13 protein-coding genes and 2 pseudogenes are annotated in these 17,125 nt (G+C 66.3%); 6 read left to right on the forward strand and 9 right to left on the reverse strand.

The window, feature by feature from the left end; genetic code table 11:
* Window positions 1–67 precede the first annotated feature (67 nt).
* Together AC1DIM_RS01435 and AC1DIM_RS01440 are read right to left on the reverse strand one after the other, a co-directional pair.
* Window positions 68–2,851 (reverse strand): PEP/pyruvate-binding domain-containing protein, encoded by a 2,784-nt coding sequence (locus tag AC1DIM_RS01435; protein ID WP_477708704.1) that lies wholly within the window; start codon window positions 2,849–2,851, stop codon window positions 68–70.
* Between the two features lie 30 nt (window positions 2,852–2,881).
* The gene (locus AC1DIM_RS01440) at window positions 2,882–3,919 is read right to left on the reverse strand and encodes a universal stress protein (RefSeq protein WP_477708705.1); all 1,038 of its coding nucleotides are present in this window, start codon (window positions 3,917–3,919) and stop codon (window positions 2,882–2,884) included.
* Between the two features lie 433 nt (window positions 3,920–4,352).
* Here AC1DIM_RS01440 and AC1DIM_RS01445 point away from each other — a divergent pair, with 433 nt between their 5' ends.
* Complete coding sequence (locus tag AC1DIM_RS01445) at window positions 4,353–5,000, forward strand: FAD-dependent oxidoreductase (RefSeq protein ID WP_477708748.1); 648 nt, start codon at window positions 4,353–4,355, stop codon at window positions 4,998–5,000.
* A gap of 28 nt (window positions 5,001–5,028) precedes the next feature.
* Here the strand turns inward: AC1DIM_RS01445 and AC1DIM_RS01450 are convergent, their stop codons facing one another.
* Together AC1DIM_RS01450 and AC1DIM_RS01455 are read right to left on the reverse strand one after the other, a co-directional pair.
* Window positions 5,029–5,667: a copper resistance CopC family protein gene (locus AC1DIM_RS01450; protein WP_477708706.1), complete on the reverse strand. Its 639-nt coding sequence runs from the start codon at window positions 5,665–5,667 to the stop codon at window positions 5,029–5,031.
* Between the two features lie 47 nt (window positions 5,668–5,714).
* Complete coding sequence (locus tag AC1DIM_RS01455; RefSeq protein ID WP_477708749.1) at window positions 5,715–8,120, reverse strand: ATP-binding cassette domain-containing protein; 2,406 nt, start codon at window positions 8,118–8,120, stop codon at window positions 5,715–5,717.
* A 176-nt stretch (window positions 8,121–8,296) separates the two neighbouring features.
* On the opposite strand from AC1DIM_RS01455, the gene AC1DIM_RS01460 reads away from it, so the two are divergent.
* Together AC1DIM_RS01460 and hutG are read left to right on the forward strand one after the other, a co-directional pair.
* Window positions 8,297–9,742 carry an NCS2 family permease gene (locus AC1DIM_RS01460; protein WP_477708707.1) on the forward strand — a complete coding sequence of 482 codons (1,446 nt, stop codon included), beginning with the start codon at window positions 8,297–8,299 and terminating at the stop codon, window positions 9,740–9,742.
* A 72-nt stretch (window positions 9,743–9,814) separates the two neighbouring features.
* Window positions 9,815–10,786: a formimidoylglutamase gene (gene hutG / locus AC1DIM_RS01465; protein ID WP_477708708.1), complete on the forward strand. Its 972-nt coding sequence runs from the start codon at window positions 9,815–9,817 to the stop codon at window positions 10,784–10,786.
* Between the two features lie 24 nt (window positions 10,787–10,810).
* On the opposite strand, the pseudogene AC1DIM_RS01470 reads toward hutG, so the two are convergent.
* Window positions 10,811–10,942 (reverse strand): annotated as a pseudogene (locus AC1DIM_RS01470) (two-component system response regulator); the annotation flags it as partial.
* Between AC1DIM_RS01470 and AC1DIM_RS01475 the strand changes: the two are divergent.
* From AC1DIM_RS01475 to AC1DIM_RS01485, 3 genes and pseudogenes are all read left to right on the forward strand, one after another.
* Window positions 10,943–11,269, forward strand: a pseudogene (locus AC1DIM_RS01475) (tripartite tricarboxylate transporter permease); the annotation flags it as partial.
* Complete coding sequence (locus AC1DIM_RS01480) at window positions 11,266–11,667, forward strand: universal stress protein (protein ID WP_477708709.1); 402 nt, start codon at window positions 11,266–11,268, stop codon at window positions 11,665–11,667. The pseudogene AC1DIM_RS01475 and the gene AC1DIM_RS01480, both read left to right, overlap by 4 nt.
* Window positions 11,668–11,895: 228 nt before the next feature.
* Window positions 11,896–12,153 (forward strand): hypothetical protein, encoded by a 258-nt coding sequence (locus AC1DIM_RS01485; protein WP_477708710.1) that lies wholly within the window; start codon window positions 11,896–11,898, stop codon window positions 12,151–12,153.
* A 74-nt stretch (window positions 12,154–12,227) separates the two neighbouring features.
* Here AC1DIM_RS01485 and AC1DIM_RS01490 read toward each other — a convergent pair whose 3' ends face one another.
* The 4 genes from AC1DIM_RS01490 to AC1DIM_RS01505 form a co-directional block, all read right to left on the reverse strand.
* Window positions 12,228–12,464: a hypothetical protein gene (locus AC1DIM_RS01490; protein ID WP_477708711.1), complete on the reverse strand. Its 237-nt coding sequence runs from the start codon at window positions 12,462–12,464 to the stop codon at window positions 12,228–12,230.
* A gap of 160 nt (window positions 12,465–12,624) precedes the next feature.
* The gene (gene hutH / locus AC1DIM_RS01495) at window positions 12,625–14,229 is read right to left on the reverse strand and encodes a histidine ammonia-lyase (RefSeq protein ID WP_477708712.1); all 1,605 of its coding nucleotides are present in this window, start codon (window positions 14,227–14,229) and stop codon (window positions 12,625–12,627) included.
* A 96-nt stretch (window positions 14,230–14,325) separates the two neighbouring features.
* Entirely contained in the window at window positions 14,326–16,023 is a 1,698-nt protein-coding gene (gene hutU / locus AC1DIM_RS01500; protein ID WP_477708713.1) for a urocanate hydratase, read from the reverse strand.
* A gap of 194 nt (window positions 16,024–16,217) precedes the next feature.
* Window positions 16,218–17,015: an IclR family transcriptional regulator gene (locus AC1DIM_RS01505; protein WP_477708714.1), complete on the reverse strand. Its 798-nt coding sequence runs from the start codon at window positions 17,013–17,015 to the stop codon at window positions 16,218–16,220.
* Window positions 17,016–17,125: the final 110 nt, after the last annotated feature.

Consider the following 17,125-nt stretch of genomic DNA (forward strand, 5'->3'; position numbering starts at 1 on the left):
GAGCCCATATGTTCAGGTTACGCCTGGGGACGGCTGCGCACACCCCTTCGGGAGCGGGCACCGACGGTTACGAAGGCACCACGGTTCCGGCGCCGCCGTCGACCGTTATCTGCTGCCCCGTGGCAAGCCGCAGGGTTGCGTCCGGTACGCCGACCACCGCCGGAATGCCGTACTCGCGTGCCACGACGGCACCGTGGGAGTTAGGCCCTCCCATCTCCATCACGAGGCCGCCCGCAGTAAGGAACAACGGTGTCCAGCCGGGGTCCGTGGACGGTGCCACCAGGATTTCCCCCGGTTCAAGATGTGCACCCACCGGATCCAGGATGACGCGGGCGGCTGCCGTGACGGTTCCGACGGACGCCGGGCTGCCGGTCAGCGTTCCCTCGTCCGCCGGCTGGTCCGAACTGCCGGCAGGCCGCACCGCTTCCGGTTCCGTGCCGTCCGAAAGCAGCACCCGGGGCACGTGCCGCCGCGCCAACTCCAGGGCATACGCCTCACGCCGCCCTGCCACCAGGCCGTACAGGTCAAGCCGGCCTGTTCCCGGTTGCCCACCCTGGCCGCCTTCGGCAATCTTGCGGAGCCCGGCCCTGGCCTCTTCAAGGTTCAGGAAGAAGACGTCGTCCGGCGTGTCGAAGGCGCCGGCTGCAGCGAGCGCCTCCCCGACCAGCACCAGTTGCCGACGCACTTCGGCGAGTGCCACCACGAGCTGGAACTTGGGCAGTTCACGCAACCCGGCAAACAACCGCGCCCGCCGCAGCGCTGACCTCACCACGGCACCCCGCAGCCGGCCGCGGCCGCGCGCCTCCGCTACCAGCCGCCCGATCTGGGCTTCCGCTTCCTCGGCCGCGTTGCTGAACTGGACGTCCGGCGGTACGGCGCCGGGGTCGAGCCGCAGATAGTTCGCCAGCACACCAATGATGTGCGTGGGGTCGTCGGACCAGCGCGGCATCCCGACGTCGATCTCGGCCACCGCCCGGTGCCCGTACTGATCCATGAACCGCGCCAGTCCGGCCTGCAGCGCCGAGGGCAGCCGGCCTGCCTTGTAGTCCTCGGCGAGCTCGGCGGGTTTCCGGTCGGTCAAGGCGGTGCGGGACCCGCCGTCGTTCCTGATCACCTGGGCGAGGCGCCACAGTTCCAGGTCCATTTCGGTGGTCACGTTATTGGGAAGCCCGCGGAGGACAATCTGCAGGTCATCCCACCGGTCGCCGCCCAGCAGTTTTCCGGCCAGTCCCAGCGCGGCGAAGCCCAGTGCCGGGAGGGGCAGGATGGACGGCACCACCGAAAAGAGTCGGGTGTCCAGCAGGTGTTCGGCATGGTCGAGCCGCTGCAGCGCAGTGGCACTGGAGGGCGCCTGAAGGGAGCTGCTGAACTCACGCGCCTGCCGGTTGGCCCGCCGGAGCGCAGCGGCCGGCCGAAAGACTGCCTGGAGAAGCCTCTCGGGCACCCGGGCGCGGACCGCGACGGGCACCACGTGGCGCAGGAGACCCAGCGGAGTCCGCCGGGTCAGGGAAAACCGCGGGTCTTCGAAGACCTTCCGCAGCACGGTGGCCGAACGCGCTTCCATCACATCAAAAACGCGGGGAATGATTTTCCTGCCGGTGGTGCTGCGAGCAACAGTAGTCAGGTCGAAGTAAATCCGCTGGCCGGCTTCTGCGTAGGGCGGCGGTCCATGGTGTGGCCTGGGCACATCGAAATGAGCCGCGTGTGCCACGGACGAGGCGATCAGCCGGAAAGCGGCCAGGCCCATCGGCGTGATGGGGCGGGTCAGGCCCTGGGCGAGGCTGAAGCAGAGGTACACGCGGGTCCCGGCCGTCGCTGCACTGGCCGCGGCGCCGTCCGCTGCCCGCTGGGGCACCGGGAACAGGGTGGTGATGGGCCGCGACTGGGTCAGCCACAGGCGTCCGCCGCCGTCAATGGCCCATTCGATGTCCTGCGGTGCGCCGAAGTGCTGCTCCACGCGAAGACCAAGGGCGGCAAGTTCTGCTGCCTGCCGGTCCGTCAGGCATGCAGTTGCACCACCGTTGCTGACCGCCACCGTGCGGGTACCGCCGCCGGAGAGCGGCCGGATGGCGATGCGTTTGTCCCCAAGGCGCCGCTCCAGGACCCGCCCCGCCACTGGGTCAACCACAAAATGGTCCGGGTTCACGGCTCCTGACACAACAGCCTCCCCCAGGCCGGGGCTCGCATCGATAACAGCCTCCCGCCGGCGGCCGGTCAGCGGATTCGCCGTGAACAGCACCCCGGCGGCCGTTGCGTCCACCATGCGTTGGACCACCACGGCGAGGGCCACCGCTGCGGGGTCGATCCCCCGGGTGGCCCGGTAGCTGACCGCCCGGTCAGTCCACAGCGAAGCCCAGCAGTCGCGCACCGCCTCCACCACGGCGGCAGCACCCACCACGTTCAGGTACGTGTCCTGCTGCCCGGCGAAGCTCGCGGAGGGAAGGTCTTCGGCAGTGGCCGAGGACCGCACCGCTACCGGCACGTCGTTCCCCAGCGCCTCGTACGCGGCCGTAATTGCGGCTGCGATGTCCGGCGGGACCGGAGCTGCCCGGATGACATCACGTGCCCGGCCGGCCAGCGCAGCCAAGGCGGAGAGGTCGGCGTCGTTGGTGGTTTTGAGGGTCTGATGGACCTCGGCGAGCTCGCCTGCCCCTCCCCCTTCGTTACCCGCGGTGCCTTGGCGGTAGGCCGCTGTCGTCAGGCAGAAGCCGTCAGGCACCGGCAGTCCGGCGGCCAACAGCTCCCCCAGGTTGGCGGCTTTGCCCCCGACGACGGGCACCATCGCAGCCGTGACAGCCCCCAGCCCGAGGATGGGGTGCCCGGGAACGGGGGTCCCGCCGCCGCCAGCCATTTTTCTGCGTGCTTCTTCGAAGGCCGGCAGTCAGGCTGCGCCGAGGACCGGGCCGAACTTCACCCTGTCTGCCAGCCGCGGATCATCCCGGTCCGGCACCACCATGACGGGTCCCTTGGTGTGGTGCAGGACCCCGTCCGACGTGGAACCCAGCAGCATGCCGGTGAACCCGCCCCGGCCGCGGGTGCCCACCACCACGAGTTCAGCGTGCCGGCTGGCGTCCACCAGGACATCAATGGCCGAGCCGTCCTTCACGTCCGACTCCACCGTAAGGTTCGGGTAGTGGCTCTTCAGCCAGGCTTTCCCGGCTTCGAGCTGTTCACGGATATCGGCAAACATGGCCTGCCGGTCCATGGGGGCCGGCACCCAGGCCAGCGAGCCGCTGAACTGCGGCACTGCACAGATCACGCGCAGGGTTGCCCCGAGCCGTTCGGCCTGGTCTGCGGCTTCCAGCACAGCCACCCGAGCCTGTTCGGACCCGTCCACGCCGACCACCACAACGTTCTCAACCCGCTTGTGCCCCTCCTGGGCCTGCTCGGCCCGGACGCGCTTGTCCTCGGTGGTTTCGCCCAGCCGGTCCGAACAGACCAGGGGCACGGTGACCGTGGGGCACTTGGCGTGGGCGGGAAGTGCGCTGCTCACCGAGCCCAGCAGGCGGCCCACAAATCCGCCGCGGCCGCGCGTGCCGAACACCAGCAGTTCCGCCGTTTCCGACATCTCCAGGAGCACCCCCGACGCGTCACCGTTTTCCACGGAGGCCTCGACGTCGATGTTGTAGCCGGCAACCTTATCCATCGCCTGCTGGATGATGGCTTCCGCGCCCTCGCGGATCACCGAATCATCCACTGTGGCATAACCTCCGTCCAGCCCGGACGCAGCGAAAATGGGCACTGAATACGCGGTGACAATGTGCAGGGGCCGACGGCGGCGTTCGGCTTCCCGGGCTGCCCAGACCAGGGCGCACTGGCCATGGTCGGAGCCGTCTACGCCAACAACGATTCCCTCGGGAGCGGCCGAACTGGCCGCATTGCTCCGTTCCGGGTCCGGTTGCATCTCATGTGCGTCCATCGGGCCGCCTCCTCGCGGTACTGCCTCATATTCCGGCTGATCTTCCGGCCATTCTGCCAGAAGCGGAGCGCTCCGCCAGCACCGACCGCCGGGACATTACCGCTGGTCAGGAACACACTGCTTCCGTTTATCACTATTCTCGGTCCGCGGACACTTAGCAAGGGCGCCGGGGCCGCCTGCGGACGGTTATCCACAGCCCATGGCAACCGGTTCGGCAACCGTATCCATCGTTAAGGAGAATGTTTCCAAATGGGCTATCCACGGACACCAATCTTCTGTAGTCTTCGAGGCACTGCCGGTCCGTTGATGCCCTCCGCAAGGATGCATCACGGGCCGCTGTTGCGGCCGGACTTTGGGGGTTACGGAAACGCATGCGGGCAAAGGTGCCTGTATCAACCGAACGCCTTCAAGGAGGAGAACTGTAGTGTCAACCATGCCTGTGACTGGCGGGACCGAGCGGACCACCACGGTGATCATCGGCACAGGACTTTCCGGGCTCGCCGTCGGCGCAGAACTGCGGCGGCGGGGCGTGGACGCCATCGTGGTGGACGGACTGGATATCCTCGGCGCCGGGCAACCGGCCAATACCACTTCACTGCAACGCTGCGACGCAGCAGATTCCGAATCCCTCCGGGAACGCAACGAAATCCTCCGGCACCTGCGCAACTATGCCGCCAGCCATCACATGGATGTCCGCAACACCACGCGGGCCGTCCAGCTCACCATGGTGGGCGGCGCGCCCGGCACCCCCGGCACGGCAGACGCGTCCGCAGCGGAGCCGCCGTCCAGCCAGTGGGAAGTCCACACCCCCAACGGCATCCTGTTGGCGGACCACATCGTGCTGACCCGCTGTGCACACAGCCAACTGCGCCGCATGCTCAGCGACTTCGGCATCGCGGTGGGCCGCAACCTGGTGGCAGCCATGCGGACCATTGGCATCTACCTCGTGGGCGTGGGCGACCTGATTACGCCCTCGCCGAAGGAAGTGCTGCGGCAGGCAAAAACCGTGGGCCAGGCCATCTCATCCAAGGTATACCCGGAGGACGGCCGGGACATCCTGGCGGGAAGTTTCGCCGTTTAGGGCTGCTCCGCACCAGGGACTCCTACGCTTAGGACTCCTCGGTGCCCTCGTCGTCGCTGCCGGACGTAAGCCGGCGCCTGGCCAGGACACCGATAGCCACGAGCAGACCCAGTGCCACGGCGACGAAAATTACCAGGCTCCATGGAAACGGTTCTGACGCGTCAACTGCTGGTGCCGGCGCCTCCGTGATTCCCGGCTGGGCGGTGCCCATCCCGGGAACGGCTGCAGCCGCCGCCGAGCTCGGACCGGCTGTTGTAACGGCCGACGGCGATCCCCCCTCAGCGGCGGCCGTTGCCGTGAAGCCGAACGTCCCCTCAATGGGATGGGAATCCGAGCTGACCACCCGCCAGGCAACGGTGTAGGCCCCTGCCGGAGCGCCGGCCTTCAGCTTCTGCGAAGCGACGTTATCGACAATCTCGACCGCACCGTCAGCCCACTCGGCGCCGGCGGAGTCCTTCACCGAAAACTGTGCGCCGATCCCCAGCGGATTTTTGTTGAACGTGACGGAGACCTGCTCCGGCGGTGCTTCGAGGGTGGCGCCCTGCGCAGGGCTGCTTGACTCGGCGACATCGTGTGCCAATGCCGGGGCGGAGAACCCCAGCAAAGCGACGGCGAAAACGAAGGTCCCGAGCAAGACGCTCAGCAACTGGCGGCGGATGGATCGCATGGGTGGACTGCTCCCTTGGAAGATGGCTTCCGTCAAGCCTAGCCCGCTTAATCGTCCGCCTGGCCGTCGACGTAGAGGGCGAGGTGCTTGCCGGTGAGCGTGGACTTCGCGGCCACCAGCTCGGCGGGAGTGCCCTCGAACACCACCTTGCCGCCCTCGTGCCCTGCGCCGGGACCGAGGTCGATGATCCAGTCAGCGTGCGCCATGACCGCCTGGTGGTGCTCAATGACGAGCACCGATTTGCCGGCGTCCACCAGACGGTCCAGGAGGCCCAGCAGATTCGCGACGTCTGCCAAGTGCAGGCCTGTGGTCGGCTCGTCCAGGACGTAGACGTCGCCCTTCTCCGCCATCTGGGTTGCCAGCTTGACGCGCTGCCGCTCGCCGCCGGACAGTGTGGTGAGTGGCTGGCCGAGCGTCAGGTACCCGAGGCCGACGTCCACGAGCCGGGCCAGGATCTTATGGGCGGCGGGGGTCCGGGCCTCCCCTTCGCTGAAGAACACCTCAGCCTCCGTCATGGACATGGACAGCACCTCGGCGATGTTGCGGCCGCCCAGGGTGTATTCAAGGACCGAAGCCTGGAAGCGGCGGCCCTCGCAGTCCTCGCACGTGGACTCGACGGTGGCCATCACGCCCAGTTCGGTGAAGATGACGCCCGCGCCGTTGCAGGTGGGGCAGGCGCCTTCGGAGTTGGAGCTGAACAAGGCCGGCTTCACGCCGTTTGCTTTGGCAAACGCCTTACGGATCGGCTCGAGCAGGCCCGTGTAGGTTGCCGGGTTACTACGGCGCGAACCCTTGATGGCGCCCTGGTCAACCACCACCACGCCGTCGCGGCCGGCCACCGAGCCGTGGATGAGCGAACTCTTGCCCGAACCCGCGACGCCCGTGACGACGCAGACCACGCCCAGCGGAACGTCAACGTCGACGTCCTGGAGGTTGTGGGTGGAGGCCCCGCGCACCTCGAGCGCACCCGAAGGTTTACGTACTGATTGTTTGAGCGCGGCGCGGTCATCCAGGTGGCGTCCGGTGATGGTGTCGCTGGCCCGCAGGCCCTCGACGCTGCCCTCGAAGCAGACATTGCCGCCCTCGGTGCCGGCGCCCGGGCCAAGGTCAACTACGTGATCTGCGATGGCGATGGTCTCGGGCTTGTGCTCAACAACCAGCACGGTGTTGCCCTTGTCGCGCAGCTGCCGCAGCAACTGGTTCATCCGCTCGATGTCGTGCGGGTGCAGGCCGATCGTTGGCTCGTCGAAGACGTAGGTGACGTCCGTGAGGGACGAACCCAGGTGCCGGATCATCTTGGTGCGCTGGGCCTCGCCGCCGGAAAGCGTGCCGGCCGGCCGGTCCAGGGAAAGGTAGCCCAGCCCGATCTCGGCAAACGAATCGAGCAGGTGTTGCAGGCCTTGGAGGAGGGGTGCCACCGACGGCTCCTTCAGGTCCCGGACCCAGCCGGCGAGATCGCTGATCTGCATTTTGCAGAGGTCGGCGATGTTTTTGCCCAGGATCTTTGAGGACCTGGCCTCAGCGCTGAGCCTCGTGCCTTCGCACTCGGGGCAGGCCTGGAAGGTAATGGCACGCTCAACGAAAGCCCGGATATGGGGCTGCATGGCGTCCACGTCCTTGGAGAGGATGGACTTCTGGATCTTCGGGATCAGGCCCTCGTAGGTGAGGTTAATGCCCTCCACCTTGATCTTGGTGGGTTCCTTGTACAGGAGATCGTGCATTTCCTTCTTGGTGTACTTCGCGATGGGCTTGTCCATGATGAAGCCGGCCCCGCTGAAAATACGGCCGTACCAGCCGTCCATGCTGTAACCCGGAACCGTCAGGGCGCCCTCGGCCAGGGATTTCGTCTCGTCGTACAGCGCGGTGAGATCGAAGTCGGAGACCGAGCCCATGCCCTCGCAGCGCGGGCACATGCCGCCGAGGTAGACGGCGTTCTGCACCACGCTCTTTTCCACCCGGCCGCCGCTCTTTTCGGTGCTCATCACACCGCTGGCTTTGCGCGTGGGGACGTTGAAGGAAAATGCAGTGGGCGGGCCCACCTGCGGGTTTCCCAGCCGGCTGAAAAGGATCCGGAGCATGGCGTTGGCGTCCGTGGCGGTCCCCACCGTGGAGCGGGGGTTGGCGCCCATGCGCTCCTGGTCAACGATGATCGCCGTGGTCAGCCCCTCAAGGCGGTCCACATCGGGGCGGGCGAGGTTCGGCATGAACCCCTGCACAAAGGCGCTGTAGGTCTCGTTGATCATCCGCTGCGACTCGGCCGCGATGGTGGCAAACACGAGGGAACTCTTGCCCGATCCGGACACACCGGTGAACACCGTGAGCCGCCGCTTGGGAATGTCGACGCTGATGTCCTTGAGGTTGTTCTCCCGGGCGCCCTGCACACTGATCAGGTCATGGCTGTCGGCCACGTGCGCCGCGGTGAGCCGCTCGTCTGTGGTGGTGGCAGTGGTCATCATGTCTCCATCGTTTACACGCGCGTTGTGAAGTTCCTGACAGTCATTCTAGGCTCGGCCCGTTAGCACGTGACTGCGCGTAGAGTCAGGCTGTGACCGGGCCCACTCTGTCCCGGTTCCAGGCCCGATGCCCTTTAGGATTCAAGTATCCCCACAACACTTTCCCCGGAGGACTAATGCTTAAGCAAGGCTCTGCCCTGGACCGGTACTTCATGATTTCCGCGCGAGGGTCCAACCTTTCCCGCGAGATCCGCGGCGGCTTTGCCACGTTCTTCGCCATGAGCTACATCGTGGTGCTGAACCCGCTGATTCTCGGCGGACCCGATTCCTCCGGGGCCACCCTCGGTTTCCCTGCCGTTGCGGCTGCCACCGCCTTCATAGCGGGCATCCTCACCATCCTGATGGGGGCCTGGGCTAAGCACCCCTTCGCATTGGCCACCGGATTGGGCGTCAACGCCTTCGCCGCCGTCACCGTGGCCACCAACCCGGGCCTGACCTGGCCGGACATGATGGGCCTCATCATGCTCTCCGGCGTCACCATGCTGATCCTGGTGCTGACCGGGTTCCGCACCGCGGTGTTCAAGGCCGTCCCGGACGGGCTGAAGACGGCAATCGTGGTCGGCATCGGCCTGTTCATTGCCCTGATCGGGCTGGTAAACGCCGGCTTCGTGCGCCGTATCCCCGATGTCGCCGGCACCACCGTTCCGGTCGGCTTGGGCTTCGACGGCAAGCTCCTGGGCTGGCCCACTCTCGTGTTCGTCTTCGGCCTGATCCTCACCATTGCCCTGGTGGTCCGCAAGGTCAAGGGCGCCATCCTGATCGGCATCATCACGTCGACCGTCCTGTCCGTGATCCTGGAAGTCAGCCTCCACATCGGCCCCAGCATTCAGCCGGGTAAGCCTTTCAACCCCCAGGGCTGGTCACTGGTGGCACCCAAGTTCACCGGATGGGCCGCCCCGGACCTGTCCCTGATCGGCAAGGCCAACCCTTTCGGCGCCTTTGAGCGCCTTGGCGTCGTGGCCGCTGCCCTCCTTGCCTTCGTGATCCTGCTGAGCATTTTCTTTGACGCCATGGGCACGATGGTGGGCCTGGCCACGGAGGCCGGCACCATCGATAAGGACGGCAACATCCCCAACGTGGACCGGGTACTCCAGATTGACGCCCTGGGTGCTATCGCGGGCGGCGGCGCCTCCGTATCCTCCAACCAGATCTTCGTCGAATCCGGCGCCGGCATCGGCGAGGGCGCCCGGACGGGCCTCGCCTCGATCGTCACCGGACTGCTGTTGCTGGTGGCCATGTTCTTCACCCCGCTGATCAACCTCGTCCCGTTCGAAGCCGTGGCTCCCGCCCTGGTGGTGGTCGGGTTCATGATGGTCTCCCAGGTGGGCAAGATCGACTGGCAGGACTGGGGAATCGCCATCCCGGCGTTCCTGACCTTCACCCTGATGCCGTTCACCTACTCGATCGCCAACGGCCTGGGTGCCGGGTTCATTGCGTTCGTCATCATCCGAACAGTCCAGGGCCGGGTCAAGGAAGTCCACCCGCTCATGTGGGCCGTGGCGGCCGCCTTCCTGCTGTTCTTCGCCGTGGGACCCATCGAGGCCGCCCTGGGCATGAAGTAGGTTTCCGGGATTCCGGACAGGACCACGACGGCGCTGCTGGTTTTCCGGGCCGGGCTGCGGTGAGCTAGGGGCATGGTTTCTCCCGCGCTCTCCGTTGATGTCCCGCCGCAGCCCTGGACCGGGAGGTTCGACGGCGACGGCACCGAACACCGCCGCTGGTGGCAGGCGGTTTCGCCGTATGCGCCCGGAGACGTCCCCGGCGCTGACCTGCCCGTCAACTCTGGCCCCGCTTCTGCCGTGATCCTGGGCTTCGCCAGCGATGAAGGCGTCCGCCGCAACAAGGGCCGCACCGGAGCGGCAGCAGCCCCCGCAGCCATAAGGGCTGCGCTTGGTCCGCTCGCGTTCCACCTTGGCCGCAGCGTGTCCGACGCCGGCGACATCGTGGTTGCGGACGGCTCCCTCGAGGCTGGCCAGACCCGGGCCGGGGAGGCTGTTGCGTCCATGCTCGACGCCGGCAGGCTCACCGTGGTGCTGGGCGGGGGACACGAAACCGCCTACGCCAGCTATCTGGGGGTGGCAGCGTCCGAGGCGGTCAAAGGCGGCCGGCGGTTGGGAATCCTGAACCTGGACGCGCACTTCGACCTCCGCGCTGAACCTGTTCCCAGTTCCGGAACGCCGTTCCTCCAGATGGCCCACGCGGAAGCCGCCGCGGGGCGCGAATTCCGGTACGCCGTCGTCGGAATTTCGGAGCCGAACAACACCCGGGCGCTCTTTGCCACAGCCGAACAGCTGGGCGTTCAATTCTTGCCGGATGAGGACTGCACGGGCGCACGGGCGCACGATTTCGTTGCGCAGTTCCTGGACAGCGTTGACGTGCTGTACCTGACCATCGACCTTGACGTCCTGCCGGCGTCAGTTGCCCCCGGCGTGAGCGCGCCCGCCGCCTACGGCGTTCCGCTGCCCGTAGTCAGCGCCGTCTGCCGCCAGGTGGCCGAAAGCGGCAAGCTCCTGCACGTGGACGTGGCGGAACTGAACCCCGCGTTCGACATCGACAGCCGCACCGCCAAGGTTGCGGCCCGGCTGGTGAATACGCTGCTTCGCTGAGCGAAGCGGCCGGGCTCTGTCCGGCTAAGCCTTCAGCACGTAGCGCCGCTCGGGCCGGCCCACGCCGTACTTCAGCCGGACCGCCAGCACCCCTTCATCGTTCAGGTACTCAAGGTACCGGCGGGCGCTCACCCGGGACGTGCCCAACTGCACAGCCGGCGCTTCGGGCTCCCAGTCCTGCCGCTCATCCTGGGCGTCATTCTGGGCCCGCGGCTCGAAAAGCAGCTTCGCCAGACGCTGCAGCTGAGCGCCGGCGACCCTGCCGGGCTCTGGGGCGAGCCGATCGCCGTCGGAATCTTCATCATTGTGGCGCTCATCCTGCTATGGCCATTGGTGCTCAGACTGATCCGCCGGAGCCGTCCGGCAGCCATGCCTGCGCTGCTGCCGGCGAACTTGGACGCCTCCGAACCGACCGACGCCGCCGCCGCCGCCCACAGCGTCTCCCGCGGGTCCGGGCATACAGAGAAGAAGGAGCAATCATGATGATCGTCGTGGGATACGTCCCCACCCCTGAGGGCGAAGCAGCGCTGACGCAGGCCATCGCGGAGGCCAGGAAATGGAGCGCGACCCTGCTGGTCATCAATTCCTCCAAGGGCGATGCCCTGGTGGATAACCGGTACGCGCAGGAAAACGAGATGCAGGGCATCGAAGAACGCCTGACGTCGCACGGGATCGACTACGTCATCAGGCAGCCCGTCCGCGGCCACGACGCAGCAGCAGAGGTCCTGGACGCGGCCGAGGAGCACAACGCGGAACTGATCGTGATCGGCCTGCGGCGCCGTACCCCAGTGGGCAAACTGATCATGGGGAGCACGTCGCAGCGCATCCTGCTCGAAGCCGATTGTCCAGTCCTGGCGGTGAAGGCGCCCGCGGGCGGCTGAGAGCCGGCAACTGCCAGCCGCTAGGCGCAGCTTCCAGCCACGAAGCTCCAGCTCCAGCTCCAGCTCCACCTCCACCTCCACCTCCACCTCCACCTCCAGGCCGAAGCTTGTTCGAGAATCCGCACCATCCAAGCGGGGTCCTGCGAACAAGCTTCGGTTTTTTGGCGCCCAGCCGCTTCAGATAGCAGTCATCTGACATCTCCGGATCAGCCCGGTATACTTGAAGGTATGACTACAGCAATATTGGAACGCCCCCTGACCGCCGTTGCGGCCAACGAGGCCTCAGACACCCGGTCCCTCGACCTGCAGTTTGCCACTGCCGAGGAGATGCACGAAGGACTGGACAACGCTGTTGCCACCCTGATCGACACTGCCAAGGACTCAGCCTGTGGCATCCTTGTGACCCGGCTGCGCCCCGGACGCTTTACTGTTGCACTGGACGAGTCAGTCCCGTTCGGCCAGACGTACGAAGCTATCGCGGCCTAACTCAACCCCCCACTGACAAAAAAGTCCCCGCCTCCCGATTAGACCGGGCGGCAGGGACTTTTTTGCGTTCAGGGTCAGCTTCGCCGAACCTGCACGCCGTCGGATTTCAGGAAGAGTTGCTCCTCTGACGGCCCGGCCGGCACGAGCCACAACACATTCCCGCTCTGAGATACTTCCTCAACCTCGCCCGCCGCAATGACATGAGCGTGCTTGATGATCTCAACCTGGTCCCCGGCCCGGAATGTTCCCCAGTCCGAGACGATGGTCGAATGTGCGTTGCGTCTCGACAGGACGGCCCCACGTGCTTTCATTTGAACTTCTACCCCTTTGTATACGTTCCGTCACAGCTTCGTTGATGTGACTTTTATTACATCTTCAGTTCTACTACAGTTCCCGGACCGGAAATGTGCGTGTTGCACCATATTTCAGCATTGGACCGGAAAGTCAGCTGAGACCGAAGAATATTCCTGCTTAGGCAAGAACTCCAGCCGCAGATTCGGCAGCCGCAATGAAGTCCCCGGACGCCACCAGACGGTCAGCGGTTTCCAGTTCCGGCGAGAGGAACCGGTCGGTGCCTGGGCCCTCAACGTGCTCGCGCAGGACACCGATAACGGCAGTACCGGCCGGGCCGGGAAGGAGCTCGCCACCGGACAGCTGGGTGCGGATATCGATGGCGCGTGCGCTGGTGACCAGCTCGATTGCCAGGACCCGGCGGAGGTTCTCCACGGCCTTGCGCAGCTTGCGCGCGGCGTGCCAGCCCATGGAAACATGATCCTCCTGCATCGCTGAGCTCGGAATCGAGTCCACCGACGCCGGGACGGCCAACCGCTTGTTGTCAGATACCAGCCCCGCCTGCGTGTACTGCGCGATCATCAGGCCGGAATCAACACCCGGATCCGCAGCCAGGAAGGCCGGCAGCCCGTGGGACCGGGCGGGATCCAGCATGCGGTCCGTGCGGCGCTCGGCGATGGAACTCAGGTCCGCCACGGCAATGGCAAGGAAGTCGAGCACGTAGGCCACCGGGGCACCGTGGAAATTGCCATTGGAGCTGACACGCCCGTCAGGCAGGACCACCGGATTGTCGATGGCGGCGGCGAGTTCGCGGGACGCCACCAGCGCGGCGTAGTCCACGGTGTCCCGGACAGCGCCGGCCACCTGGGGCGCACAGCGGAGCGAGTAAGCATCCTGGACTTTCGAGTCCCCGACGCGGTGCGAGGCCACGATGGGCGACCCGGAAAGCACCCGCAGCATGTTGTCCGCACTCGCAGCCTGGCCGGGGTGCGGGCGCAGGGCCGCGTGCAGCTCCGGCAGGAACACCTGGTCTGTACCCAGCAGCGCCTCGACGCTCATCGCGGCGGTAATGTCCGCCGTCGTCAGCAGTTTGCGGATGTCCGCGATGGCCATCAGGAGCATGCCGAGCATGCCCTCAGTGCCGTTGACCAGCGCCAGTCCTTCCTTTTCGGCGAGGGTCACCGGCTCAATGCCGTGTTCGGCGAGCAGTACTGCGACAGGCTGTTCGCCGCGCCCGCCGTACGTCACGCCGTCGGGTCCTACCGCCTCGCCCTCGCCCATCAGCACCAGCGCGCAGTGGGACAGCGGCGCCAGATCGCCTGAACAGCCGAGCGAACCGAATTCGCGGACCACGGGCGTGATGCCGGCGTTGAGTACGTCCACCATGGTCTGGAGCACCACGGGGCGGACGCCGGTGCGGCCGGAGGCGAGGGTCTTGGCGCGCAGGAACATGATGCCACGCACCACCTCGCGCTCGACGGCGGGGCCCATGCCGGCGGCGTGGCTGCGGATCAGGGACTTCTGCAGCTGGGTGCGCAGCTCGTTCGGGATGTGTCGGTTTGCCAACGCGCCGAAGCCGGTGGAGATGCCGTAGGCGGGCGTCTCACTGTTGGCCAGGCCGTCGATGTGGGCGCGGACTTTGGCGACGTTCTCGAGGGCATCCCGGGCGATGGTCACCTGCGCATTGTGGCGGGCGACGGCGACGACATCCTCTGGCGTGACGCCGCTGGAGCCGAGGGTGACGGTGAGCGGTTCGTGGGTTGGGGCGTTGGCTGTAATGGTCATGATTCCTGCTTCTTTTCTCATCGACTGCTCCGTAACTGCCCTTTTGGTGGCTCAAAACGGCAGTTACGGAGCAACCGATGTGGGGTTAGGCCTTGGTTACGGGGTTTCGTTCATCGGGATGCGGACGCCGCGTTCCTTGGCGACCTCCAGTGCGCGGTCGTAGCCGGCGTCGGCGTGGCGGATGACGCCCATGCCGGGGTCGTTGGTGAGGAGGCGTTCGAGCTTCTCCGCAGCCAGGTCGGTGCCGTCGGCGACGGAAACCTGGCCGGCGTGGATGGACCGGCCGATACCAACGCCGCCGCCGTGGTGCAGTGACACCCAGGTGGCGCCGGATGCGGTGTTGAGCAGGGCATTCAGCATGGGCCAGTCGGCGATCGCGTCGGAGCCGTCTGCCATGGCTTCGGTTTCGCGGTACGGGGAGGCGACGGAGCCGGAGTCGAGGTGGTCGCGGCCGATCACGATGGGGGCCTTTACTTTGCCTTCCTTGACGAGCTGGTTGAACAGGAGCCCTGCCTTGGCGCGTTCGCCGTATCCCAGCCAGCAGATGCGGGCGGGCAGGCCTTCGAACTCGACGCGTTCCTGTGCTGCGTCAATCCAGCGGTGCAGGTGTTTGTTCTCCGGGAACAGTTCCTTGATGGCCTCATCGGTGACGCGGATATCTTCGGGATCGCCGGAGAGTGCCACCCAGCGGAACGGGCCGAGGCCCTCGCAGAACAGCGGGCGGATGTAGGCCGGGACGAATCCGGGGAATTCGAAGGCCCGGTTGTAGCCGCCCTTGCGGGCCTCATCCCGGATGGAGTTGCCGTAGTCAAAGACCTCGGCGCCGGCATCCTGGAACTCGACCATGGCCTGAACGTGCTTGGCCATGGAGGCCTGCGCCTTCTTGGTGAAGCCTTCCGGGTCGACCTCGGCTTCGCGGTGCCATTCCCCTACCGAGATGCCTTCGGGCAGGTAGGACAGGGGATCGTGGGCGGAGGTCTGGTCCGTGACGATGTCCACCGTCAGCTCGCTGGCCTTGTGGCGGCGAAGGATCTCCGGGAAGACTTCGGCAGCGTTCCCGACGTACCCTACGGACCAGCCGCGGCGCTCCTGCTTTGCCTTGAGCACCTTGGCGATGGCGGCGTCGAGATCGGTTTCCACCTCATCGAGGTAGCGCTTGCCGGCGCGGCGGCGCAGGTGGTTTTCATCGACGTCGACGATCAGGCAGGCGCCGTCGTTCAGCGTGACGGCGAGCGGCTGGGCGCCGCCCATGCCGCCGCAGCCGCCGGTCAGGGTGAGCGTGCCGGCAAGCGTGCCATCCTCGTCTCCGGTGAGCTTGCGGGCGATCGCGGCGAAGGTTTCGAAGGTGCCCTGCAGGATGCCCTGGGTGCCAATGTAGATCCAGGACCCGGCGGTCATCTGGCCGTACATCATCAGGCCCTCGGCCTCGAGCCGGCGGAATTCGGGCCAGTTGGCCCAGTCGCCGACGAGGTTGGAGTTGGCAAGCAGGACGCGCGGCGCCCATTCGTTGGTGCGGAAAACCCCCACCGGCTTGCCCGACTGGACCAAGAGGGTCTCGTCCTTTTCCATGGTTTCCAGGGTGCGGGTGATGGCGTCGAACGCGGCCCAGCTGCGGACGGCCCGGCCGGTGCCGCCGTAGACCACCAGGTCATCCGGGCGTTCAGCGACCTCCGGGTCCAGGTTGTTCATGAGCATGCGCAGCGGGGCTTCCGTCTGCCAGCTCTTGGCTGTGAGCTTGGTGCCGCGGGCAGCTTTGACCGGGCGGGCACCGGTGGTGAAATCGGCGGGTGCCATGGGGGCTCCTTCTCGTTGTGATGCTTTAGGGAAGAGGTTCTGTATCTACTAAAGCCCCTTTGGGAGCGGTCAAACAGGGCCCTGGAAGGGGTGGTGTCCGGGATTCCAGACGAACCGCTGCCCCAACTAAGTAGCAGCAGATGTCGTATTGGGCGCTCAAAGAGACATCTGCTGCTATCCAGTTGGGTGAGGGTTTACTTGCCCGGCCGGCCGTGAATTCGGACCGAGAGTTCGTCCGCCACCTTCTGCACCCGGGCGGCCAGCGCGGGCCACTGGTCGGCCGGCAACTTGTCCTCCAGGAACGTCACAGCCACGGCCGCGGTAGGCCACCCAACGTGATCTGTGACGGCGGCCGCGATGGAACCGAAGCCTGGCGTCACTTCGCCATGTTCGGTGGCGTAGCCGCGCTGCCGGACCTGGTCCAAGTGGGAGGACAGTGCTGAATACTTCATGATGGCGCCCGCCACCTCATGCCGCGCGGTGAAGGCTGCGGCGTTCGGATAGAGTGCGCGCACCTGCGACTTCGGCAGTGCCGCGAGGATGGCGCGCCCGCTGGCGGTGAGGTGGCTGGGAAGACGGACACCGACGTCTGTCACCAGCGACGGGCGGTTCTTGGCCCGCTCCTCCACGATGTACAGCACGTCACGACCATGGAGCACCGCCAGGTGGGCGCTCTCCCCGATCACGTCCACCAACGAGGCCAGCAGCGGCCGGCCCAAGCGTGAGAGCGGCTCCTGCCGCGAATACGCCGAGCTCAGTTCGAAGGCACTGATGCCCAGCCCGTACCGCTGCTCCTCGTGCAGATGGAGGACAAACCCACTCGCCTCCATCACACCCAAGAGGTGGTAAACGCTGGAACGCGGCAGTCCCAGCGATGTGGCGATGCTCGACGCCGCCATGGGACCACGTTTCGATGCCAACAGCTTGAGGATGCGAAGGGTGTTCTCGGCAGCGGGGACTTTGGACGTCACCTTTGCCCCTGTATCTGCCACCGCATTTCTCCCATGTGTCGCCGTCGTCGTCGCCCGCTGTCCGGGATACCGTACTTAAGCTTGCGACACCCGCCGGGAATCCATGCGGCATCGGACATGGTCAGTGTCCG

The sequence above is a fragment of the Pseudarthrobacter sp. 01T43 genome, from assembly GCF_056398665.1.